Origin of the sequence: Albidovulum salinarum (assembly GCF_025673475.1) — a bacterium.
GTDB lineage: Bacteria > Pseudomonadota > Alphaproteobacteria > Rhodobacterales > Rhodobacteraceae > Albidovulum > Albidovulum salinarum.
The window spans coordinates 1-1386 of the sequence record NZ_JAOVQO010000061.1 but is presented as its reverse complement, the minus strand read 5'-3'; the positions used below and the strand labels follow the sequence as shown (position 1 = coordinate 1386).

General features: G+C 67.5%; 1 protein-coding gene. It reads right to left on the bottom strand.

The features are described from left to right. Window positions 1–87: 87 nt before the first annotated feature. Window positions 88–1383 (bottom strand): serine hydroxymethyltransferase, encoded by a 1296-nt coding sequence (gene glyA / locus OEZ60_RS22100; RefSeq protein WP_263341023.1) that lies wholly within the window; start codon window positions 1381–1383, stop codon window positions 88–90. Between the last annotated feature and the right edge of the window lie 3 nt (window positions 1384–1386).

The window sequence follows — 1386 nt, the reverse complement described above, 5'->3', positions numbered from 1 at the left end:
TCGAACCGGACCATTGCGCGTTGTGCCCCCAAAGACAAAGCCCCCGCGTTGTCGCGGGGGCCTTGCCGTGTTCGGGTCTCGCCGGGCTCAGAGGCTCGGGTAGAGCGGGAAGCGGGCGCAGAGGGTCGCGACCTCGGCCTTGACCTTCTCCTCGACCGCGCCGTTGCCGTCCTCGCCGTTGGCCGCGAGACCGTCGACGACCTCGATGATCAGCCGGGCGATCTGGCGGAACTCCGCCTCGCCGAAGCCGCGGGTGGTGCCGGCCGGCGCGCCGAGGCGGATGCCGGAGGTCACGAACGGCTTTTCGGGGTCGAACGGCACGCCGTTCTTGTTGCAGGTGATGTGGGCGCGGCCAAGCGCCGCTTCGGCGGCCTTGCCGGTCACCTTCTTCGGACGCAGGTCCGCAAGGCAGAGGTGGTTGTCGGTGCCGCCCGAGACGACGTCGATCCCGCCCTTCATCAGCTCGTCCGCCATCGCCGCCGCGTTCTTCTTGACCTGCGCCGCATAGGTCTTGAACTCGGGCCGCAGCGCCTCGCCGAAGGCCACCGCCTTCGCCGCGATCACATGCATCAGCGGGCCGCCCTGGAGACCCGGGAAGACGGCCGAGTTCATCTTCTTGGCGATCTCCTCGTCGTTGCAGAGGATCATGCCGCCGCGCGGACCGCGCAAGGATTTATGCGTCGTGGTGGTCACGACATGGGCATGCGGCAGCGGCGAGGCGTGCACGCCGCCCGCGACCAGCCCCGCGATATGGGCCATGTCGACATGGAGCCAGGCGCCGATCTCGTCGGCGATGGCGCGGAACGCCGCCCAGTCCCATTCGCGGCTGTAGGCGGTGCCGCCGGCGAGGATCAGCTTCGGCCGGTGCTCCAGCGCCTTGGCGCGGACGTCGTCCATGTCGAGCCGCTGGTCCTGGGCGCGCACGCCGTAGGAGACGACGTTGAACCACTTGCCCGACATGTTGACCGGCGAGCCGTGGGTGAGGTGGCCGCCCGAGTTGAGGTCGAGCCCCATGAAGGTGTCTCCGGGCTTCAGGAGCGCCAGGAACACCGCCTGGTTCATCTGCGACCCTGAGTTCGGCTGGACGTTGGCGTAGTTGCAGTTGAAGAGCGCCTTGGCGCGCTCGATCGCCAGCGTCTCGGCGACGTCGACATACTGGCAGCCGCCGTAGTAGCGCTTGCCCGGATAGCCCTCGGCATATTTGTTGGTCAGCACCGAGCCCTGTGCTTCCAGCACCGCGAGCGAGACGATGTTCTCGGACGCGATCAGCTCGATCTCGTCGCGCTGACGGCCAAGCTCGTCGCGGATCGAGCCGAAAAGCTCGGGATCGCGGGAGGAAAGCGGTTCAGTGAAAAATCCGGTGTCGCGGATTGCGGTGTCCATAAG

What these genes read in the sequence shown, in the direction of transcription:
- glyA (WP_263341023.1), bottom strand. Translation starts at nt 1,383, where the DNA reads ATGGACACCGCAATCCGCGACACCGGATTTTTCACTGAACCGCTTTCC.